Genomic DNA, 7,120 nt, shown 5'->3' on the forward strand with positions numbered 1-7,120 from the left:
TTCAACGTTCGTAAGCCATAGAATGAGAGCGCAATCCTGAGGGATTGCGCTTTTTTTATTTGATTATTCAGTGGCTACCGGATCAGTCGTCACCGGTGAAAAGAATCGGTACCAGACGCAGGCTCCAGCCATCAGCATTGAGACAAAGGTGGCGATTGCAGCGCCTTGAATGCCATAAGCCGGAATCAGCCAGACATTCAGCCCGGCATCTGTGATCAGCGCGATTAAACCAATGACGACAACATCTCGGCCCCGGTTGGTATATTGCAGCCAGGTTGAGGCTAATCCGCTGACGCCCCAAAGTGCGTAAGCACCGATCAACCAATAAAGCGCCGGTTCTGCTGCAAGGAAATCGGGTCCAAAAAAGGAAAGTAACCTGTCACCGCCTGCAAAACCCGCTAAGGCGAGTGTGACAATGACACCCAGAATAATTTTCTGGGCCTGCCAGAACAGCTTTTTTGCCTGAGCAAGGGATGATTCCATGGCCGTGCCAAATAAGGGCAGAAAGATCCCGGCAATGGTGACCTGCGCGACGGGTAACAGATGCGCTGTCGTTGCCGCCGCCGCAAAATAACCAACATGATGTTCCTCGGCCAGTGCTTCCAGCATTAGCAAATCAATCTGATTGAGTGCCATTGTGATCAGCATCGCCAGCATCATTGGAACGGATAACGACAGGAGCTGACGTTTTTCTTTGAGCGCTGCTGTGTCTGGATGGTAAATCAGTAATCCGAGCGACTGGGTTTTTCGCCATTGCCATAACGCGATTGCGGTCGCCACAATTCCGCCGGAGACGATAACCTGCCAGAGTTGGACCTCTTGCATCACGAACAACAGGACGACGATGGCTGCCATTTTCAGTAAAGGTAATGCCACCCGCCAGGGCAAGTTTGATAAGGCGAGCAGTTTGGCAGATTGAAGAACCCGGCTGAGCAGCGCACCACATGCAATCACGGGAATAAAGAATGACATCAGCAACATGGGATGATGCGCTTCGGGATCGGTCGCTCCCAGATGGAATACGCCTCCCAAATAAGTGGCCAGGATCAGAATCACCGACAACATCAGCGAGAGGCTGACATAGAAACGGACAAACGAGAAAATATACCCGGTTTCGTTTTGGACGATTGCCGCTGATAGCATTCGGGGCGCAATTCTGTCGCCGCCGAGCAAAATCACAACACTGGATAACACCGCAAACGCATAAGCAACTTTATAGTCGCCGTAGGCGTGAGGGGATAACACACGGCTCAGAACCAGATTAAATCCATAGTCGGCTGCAAATCCGAATAACAGACTCACCAGCATGATCAAGCTGCCGGATTTCAGATAGGCCGTTTGCGTTTGACGGGGAAAAGTGGTTGCGTCCATTCAAATCACTCTTTGGGCTGATGTTCAAGCAAGCATAAAAGAGAAGTATGCCTGTGCCAAAGGATGATACGAACAGCGTTGCGGTTTTGAGCGCAATTTTTGGGAACATGTGGCTTTCTTATGTCAGGGAAAGTGTCAGCGAATTTTACATTTGGCTGAATTCTGAGACTGGATTCTTAATTTTAAATCCTGACGACCATGGCGTTTTAAAATGTAGTGTGGCAGCAGAACTTATTTTAACGGGTTGCTTTAATGAAGCTTTTCCCCAAATCGAACGTCAGGAAAACCAGAGGTCCGTCGCGGTGAATCAGGTTTGGCACGCTCTTTGTAACACATGGATTGCATCGAATATGCACATTGAAAAGGAGAGCGAACATGAAACGTCTGATTCAATCAACTCTGTTAGGTTTGTCACTGATTGCTGCCGGAAATGCGTATGCAGATATCGTCACCGTTCAGTTTGGTGGGTTCACCGGAGCTTGGATTAATCCATCGGCAACGGCGGGAAGTGGTCAGCCAACCACATCGGGTGCAAATACAACGAACCCATTACTGCGTTGGGGGGTGCCGAATGTGAATGGTAATGGGCAGCAAAGTGGTTATGACTTTGCTTCAATGCCTGGGTTTTCGACCATGCTTGATACCGATGCGGGCACAAGTACAGATTTCACCTTAGGGATGTTTACCCACCGGAATAATATTATCAATGCAGGTTCAGGATGGGCCAGCTTGCTGTCTGCGGATTTACAGCTTAACACCACGGTGTCGATTGATGGTGCGCCCCCCATTGATGTTGAGTTCGTGTTTAATTTTAATCATAACGAAACCAACAATGTCGCAGACCCATGTGCGAATGGCATGGCAAATGGTAGCGGTGTGAATATTAATGGGTGCGCAGATATCATTACAGTGACCACAGCGCAGTTCAGCGATGTCATTGTGGTTGATAATATTGCTTACACCATCAACATTCAGGGGTTCCTCGCAAACGGGATGTATGCTGAAAGTTTTCAGACGATTGAAGAAAACACGAATTTCGCCACCATCATTGCCAATATCTCGGCAACAGATATCAGCGTTCCGGTGTCTGAGCCCGCCAGTTTAGCCTACCTGGCTACTTCGTTACTGGGCTTTGCGGCAATCCGCCGTCGTTTCGGCCGTCGTCGATGAGCTGTCACGAAGTTTGACATCGGTTGATTCAAGGCGCTTTACGCGCCTTACTTTTTGGTTATTGATAGTCGAGCAAAGTATATATCGCTGTTTTTACTCGATTTTTTACCTTTATTGAAGTGATAAAAGGTTATGGTGGGTCATGGGTGTGGGCATAATGTGGACGCTTTATTTTCTAATTTACTTAGAGGGTTGAGTCTCACCGCATCAACGAGGTGATCCGGTGCTAGGTGAGTGTAAGTCATGGTTTGCAAGATACTCGCGTGGCCTAGGATGTCGCGAAGTGTTAGAACGCTTCCGCCTCCCATAATGAAGTGGCTAGCAAATGTATGCCTCAGAACATGAGCTTTTTGACCTTTAGGTAAGCCAAAATCAAGTTTATCCAAGATGCCGTACAGTTCGGCTTGTGGATCGGATGAGAATACATCGCTTCCGGATTGTGGATAAATGCGATGATAAAGCTCTTCACTAATAGGTACTGTTCTTGGTTTTCCAGTTTTTGTATTGGTGAAGCGAATGCGATAAGGCATAAGATTAGTTGCTTTTAATGTGATTGTTTCTTTCCACCTAGAGCCGGTTGCTAAGCATATTTCAACTGCCTTTCTAAGTTCTTGATTGTGCTTGACTGCATCCAGCAATTCTAGAATTTGGCTTTCAGTTAAAAAAGTCATCTCTTTCTGGGTAATTTGTGGAAGCTTAAACCCTTTGATTGGGTGAGGACCGTTGAAATCACCTGTAGAGATAAGCACAGTGAAGACATTACTCACTGTACTTATCAGACGGCAAATTGTTGCGGGCTGTTGACCTTTTTCTTGTCGGGTTTGGACCCAATCGGAGAGCATTCTAAAATCAAGTTTGCTGGCTACAGGATCTTCTAATTCATTGCATATGAGCTCAAGCTTCTGTCGGTAATTTTCCGAAGTCCTTTTAAACTGGCCAGATTTTTTCCACCAAATTTCAATTAGTTCAGATAATTTTCTGCTGTCAACACGGGGGCCGAGCCATTCCTTGTTATGCTCTTTTGCTAGGATATGTTTTTCGTAAGCTATTGCCTCTGACTTTTTATCAAATTTCCGCCTGAAGCGTTTGCCGTCCCTCCCGGCTGGCCTGATATCGACCAGCCATTTATCACCATCTTTTTTGATGCTCATAGTGACCTCATCACCATAGCAGCGCGGCCAATGATTTTAAGGCGTTTGAGATCATCGCCTGCTACTTCGAAATCGTCATAGCTTGGGTTATCGGAAACTACACTGTAGCTTTGGTTCAGAATGTTCCATTTCAGGCGTTTTACATAAACCATTTCATCAATGCGAATGACATAGACGCCATCTTTTACAGGCTCAGTTAGTTCTCTGGTATCAACAAGGATTCGATCACCGTCGTCCATTGTTGGTAGCATGCTTTCGCCAGAGCAAAAGACAATGGCTGAATATTCGGGGAGTAGACCAAGACTTTTGACTAATGCTGTTGATACGGTAAACACGCTTGTTTGATACTCAGTATTGCTTAGGCAGCCCGCACCAGCGGCGGCTTGGACATTAAACTCAGGAATATCAATGGTATCTGACTCCTGAACAGGTAGTGCTTCAAAAATGGCCGATGCATTCGGCTCTGGCTTTTGTGGCTTCTCTTTGAACAAAGAAGGCTTGGTGTACTCTATTTCCCTGTATTTCTCTCCGGCCTCCTTTAGTTTCCCTATGGTCTCTAAACAGTTCGATTGTTCGACTTTCGTTCCATATCTCTCTATAAGTGCTTTTTGTGTCTCTTCATGCAAATTCGAAATATGATACTCAATGGCACTTCCTTTTCCTTGAGCCTTTCTTCTTAACCAGTTGTTTCTTATCGCTTTTGCTGCCACTGCTTGTCTGCTGTTCGGCATGCTGTCCAGCAAGCATAACTCAGTTGTTAAATACCATTCCTTCATAACCAATCATTTCCATTATTGACAAGATGGGGTTATCGTGAGTTAATGCGTAAAGGTTATCAAAGGTAACCAATTTTGATTCCAACGAATAACGCACACGAAAGGTAATGATAGGTGAAAAAATGAAATCAGAAAACAACATCCGTCAACATTATGCACCATTTGTAACACCTCAGATGTATGCAGAGATAACCGGGCAGACACTTGATGCTGTTCGAGGCCAGATAAAACGGGGCATGTTGCCTTTATTGAAACGTGAAAGACACGAACGCGGTTTGAACTTTATCAACATGAGAGCACTGGAAATTCTGGCTTTAGAGCAGGCTGAACAGTATCAAGATTGGAAATCAGCGATTTAAGGGGGCAACCATGGATCCGATTCACGCCCCTTGTCCTGACATGGCTGGCATGGTCAATCCTGACCCGAAGAAACGCCAGCGTGCCCGGTTCCTGCTGGGCAAATTGCGGGAAAAGCACGGGATACGAAAGCGCACCTACACACCCCGCCCGCTGAATTACAAATGTACACCGTCCGGCTGTTATGAGGTTCAAGAGTAATGCAACACGGTACTGTTTTTACTCGTCATTTCTTGAAGCGTCTCCCGCAAATCGTCCGTCAGGATATCCGCACCAAAATAGCCAGCCGCCAGCAGCGCGGCGGGGCTACCCGCGACAATCTCGACCGCTTCGCCGATGAGGCGGTCAAGTTCGGTCTGAAAGTCGCGCCTTTCATCGAAGACAAGTTTTCCTTTGTGGATTTCCGCAACCGGGCCAAGTCTGAGCGCCTGACTCACCACGTCCTGATGAAAGATGAGGCGGTGCGAAAGCTGGCCCGTCTGGTCGCTGACGAGAATATGCAGGCAATGCAGGACATTGACCCGCAGGTTTTTGACAGCTTTCTGGATGCGATGAAGCACATCTATTCAGTCTTGGCTGAGAACCTGCGCGCCATTTCCGTCAACCCGCCTGTTTTGCCCGGTGGCAAGGTGGAGATTGAACGCGCAGAGCAGATCCTGACGGCTGCAACGCTGAAAATGCAGTCCGAAGAATGGATTGAGCGCCGTCTGATGCATCTGCGTTCCCAGTACATCGAGTATGCACAGATTGCCCTTGAGCGCGTTGGCGACAAGGGGCACCAGTCGAAATACATTTCCTATCCGTCGTTCCAGAACTGGAAGAACAAGCAGCGTGAAGCGGAGCGGTTCATTCAGAACACCGTCGTTTACAACGAAGCCACCGGGGAGCACTTCGACCTTGAAGAAGTGATCAAACGGACCACGGCCAACCCGGAAAACCGCCGGATTGAAATGATGGTGCGCTCCCGTGGCTTTGAAGAGCTGGCGCAGGATTTGGGCTATACGGCGCTGTTCCTGACATGGACACTGCCAAGCAAATATCACCGCAACTCGAAGAAGTGGAACGGCGCGAGCGTCAAAGAAGGCCACGGGAACCTGATGCAGCAATGGGCACAGGCCCGTGCCCTGATTGCCAAAGAAGACATTCATTACTTCGGCTTTCGCGTGGCTGAGCCCCACAAGGACGGCACCAGTCACGGCCATTACTTCCTGTTCTGCCACCCGAAAGACAAAGACACCCTGATTCACATCATTTCCGGCGTTGCAACTGCTGAAGACCGGGATGAGCTGGGACAGGACATTTCCCCGCGCTTTGACGTCAAGGAAGCCGACCCGGCCAAGGGCGGTGCAACGGCGTACATCGCGAAGTACGTTTCCAAAAACATCAACGGCCAGCACATGCCGGAAACCGAAGCCGAAGAAAGCGCTTTTCGGGTTCGGGCGTGGGCGTCCGTACATCGTATCCGCCAGTTCCAGCAGTTCGGCGGTGAACCTGTGTCCCTGTGGCGTCATCTTCGCCGGGCCACGGAAGAGCAAACCCGCATTGATCCCAAACTCGAAGCCCTGCGACAGGCGGCGGATTCCTCCAAGTGGTCGCTGTTTTGCCAGCTCGCCACCGATGCCCGGCTGGCCTATGAAGAAAAACAAAACCAGTACGGCGAGACCGTGAAGAAAGCCATCGGCTTTCACTGGATCTCTGAAGGGGTGAGCACCTTCATTGCGACCTGCAGCGAGACTTACCGACTTGTGAAAAAGTCTGAGTTGGGGGCGCTTTTAGAGTCGCGGAGCGGCTCCCCTTGGAGCACTGAAAATAACTGTAACTCCCAGCTCGGAGAGCACCTTCAACGGGTGACCGGATGGAGCCTTGCCGGGGTGCAGTGCCTGATAAAACCCCTGTTGGCCGGGGCCAAAGTGCCAATTGATAAAGACTGCCAGCTCAAGCTGGCAAACAACCGAATCGTAATGACCAGAGGAGAACTGTGATGATTCAAACCATGACCACCGAACAGCTACGCCATGCTGAGAAAGCCATTGAGACCGCTGAAGCCCTGTCTGTGGAGGTGAAAGCGGAGATTGAAAAGCTCAAGGCGCTGGATATGAAAGTGCTGGTGAAAAAGGTGTCTGCCGTGATGTTCAGCGGCGGCTCCCTGAGCTTGGAGGCGATCGGCCTGCCGGGTGACTTCTTCGAAAAGCTGGAAATGCTCGACGGGATCAGCGCAAAAGCCCGTGCCGGCTATCGGGCCGAAGTGCAAGCCCGCCTGGCACAACTGGCCGGGGGCGAAGATGAGTAAGAACC

The 7,120-nt window shown here is 49.3% G+C and carries 8 protein-coding genes; 5 read left to right on the forward strand and 3 right to left on the reverse strand.

The genetic code is table 11. The features are described 5' to 3' along the window. Positions 1-63: 63 nt before the first annotated feature. Positions 64-1,371 (reverse strand): oligosaccharide flippase family protein, encoded by a 1,308-nt coding sequence (locus Q4579_RS19535; RefSeq protein WP_303566433.1) that lies wholly within the window; start codon positions 1,369-1,371, stop codon positions 64-66. 375 nt (positions 1,372-1,746) lie between these two features. Here Q4579_RS19535 and Q4579_RS19540 point away from each other — a divergent pair, with 375 nt between their 5' ends. Further along, positions 1,747-2,541 (forward strand): THxN family PEP-CTERM protein, encoded by a 795-nt coding sequence (locus Q4579_RS19540; protein ID WP_303566434.1) that lies wholly within the window; start codon positions 1,747-1,749, stop codon positions 2,539-2,541. 140 nt (positions 2,542-2,681) lie between these two features. Here the strand turns inward: Q4579_RS19540 and Q4579_RS19545 are convergent, their stop codons facing one another. Together Q4579_RS19545 and Q4579_RS19550 are read right to left on the reverse strand one after the other, a co-directional pair. Next, positions 2,682-3,692: a tyrosine-type recombinase/integrase gene (locus Q4579_RS19545; protein ID WP_368502008.1), complete on the reverse strand. Its 1,011-nt coding sequence runs from the start codon at positions 3,690-3,692 to the stop codon at positions 2,682-2,684. After that, positions 3,689-4,468, reverse strand: a complete 780-nt coding sequence (locus tag Q4579_RS19550; protein WP_303566435.1) for a S24 family peptidase — start codon at positions 4,466-4,468, stop codon at positions 3,689-3,691. Before Q4579_RS19550 ends, Q4579_RS19545 begins: the two co-directional genes overlap by 4 nt. A 122-nt stretch (positions 4,469-4,590) precedes the next feature. On the opposite strand from Q4579_RS19550, the gene Q4579_RS19555 reads away from it, so the two are divergent. From Q4579_RS19555 to Q4579_RS19570, 4 genes are read left to right on the forward strand one after another with little or no spacing between them, the layout of a single operon-like run. Continuing rightward, entirely contained in the window at positions 4,591-4,827 is a 237-nt protein-coding gene (locus tag Q4579_RS19555; protein ID WP_303566436.1) for a hypothetical protein, read from the forward strand. 10 nt (positions 4,828-4,837) lie between these two features. Continuing rightward, on the forward strand, positions 4,838-5,026 hold the full coding sequence (locus Q4579_RS19560; protein WP_254589102.1) for a hypothetical protein: 189 nt from the start codon (positions 4,838-4,840) through the stop codon (positions 5,024-5,026). After that, on the forward strand, positions 5,026-6,807 hold the full coding sequence (locus Q4579_RS19565) for a replication endonuclease (protein WP_303566438.1): 1,782 nt from the start codon (positions 5,026-5,028) through the stop codon (positions 6,805-6,807). Before Q4579_RS19560 ends, Q4579_RS19565 begins: the two co-directional genes overlap by 1 nt. Then, a complete protein-coding gene (locus tag Q4579_RS19570) occupies positions 6,807-7,115 on the forward strand; it encodes a hypothetical protein (RefSeq protein ID WP_303566439.1) in 309 nt (102 codons plus the stop codon). Before Q4579_RS19565 ends, Q4579_RS19570 begins: the two co-directional genes overlap by 1 nt. The last annotated feature ends 5 nt before the right edge of the window (positions 7,116-7,120 follow it).

This window comes from Photobacterium sp. 1_MG-2023 (assembly GCF_030547945.1).
Taxonomy (GTDB): Bacteria; Pseudomonadota; Gammaproteobacteria; order Enterobacterales; family Vibrionaceae; genus Photobacterium.

What these genes read in the sequence shown, in the direction of transcription:
- Q4579_RS19535 (WP_303566433.1), bottom strand. Translation starts at nt 1,371, where the DNA reads ATGGACGCAACCACTTTTCCCCGTCAAACGCAAACGGCCTATCTGAAA.
- Q4579_RS19540 (WP_303566434.1), top strand. Translation starts at nt 1,747, where the DNA reads ATGAAACGTCTGATTCAATCAACTCTGTTAGGTTTGTCACTGATTGCT.
- Q4579_RS19545 (WP_368502008.1), bottom strand. Translation starts at nt 3,692, where the DNA reads ATGAGCATCAAAAAAGATGGTGATAAATGGCTGGTCGATATCAGGCCA.
- Q4579_RS19550 (WP_303566435.1), bottom strand. Translation starts at nt 4,468, where the DNA reads ATGAAGGAATGGTATTTAACAACTGAGTTATGCTTGCTGGACAGCATG.
- Q4579_RS19555 (WP_303566436.1), top strand. Translation starts at nt 4,591, where the DNA reads ATGAAATCAGAAAACAACATCCGTCAACATTATGCACCATTTGTAACA.
- Q4579_RS19560 (WP_254589102.1), top strand. Translation starts at nt 4,838, where the DNA reads ATGGATCCGATTCACGCCCCTTGTCCTGACATGGCTGGCATGGTCAAT.
- Q4579_RS19565 (WP_303566438.1), top strand. Translation starts at nt 5,026, where the DNA reads ATGCAACACGGTACTGTTTTTACTCGTCATTTCTTGAAGCGTCTCCCG.
- Q4579_RS19570 (WP_303566439.1), top strand. Translation starts at nt 6,807, where the DNA reads ATGATTCAAACCATGACCACCGAACAGCTACGCCATGCTGAGAAAGCC.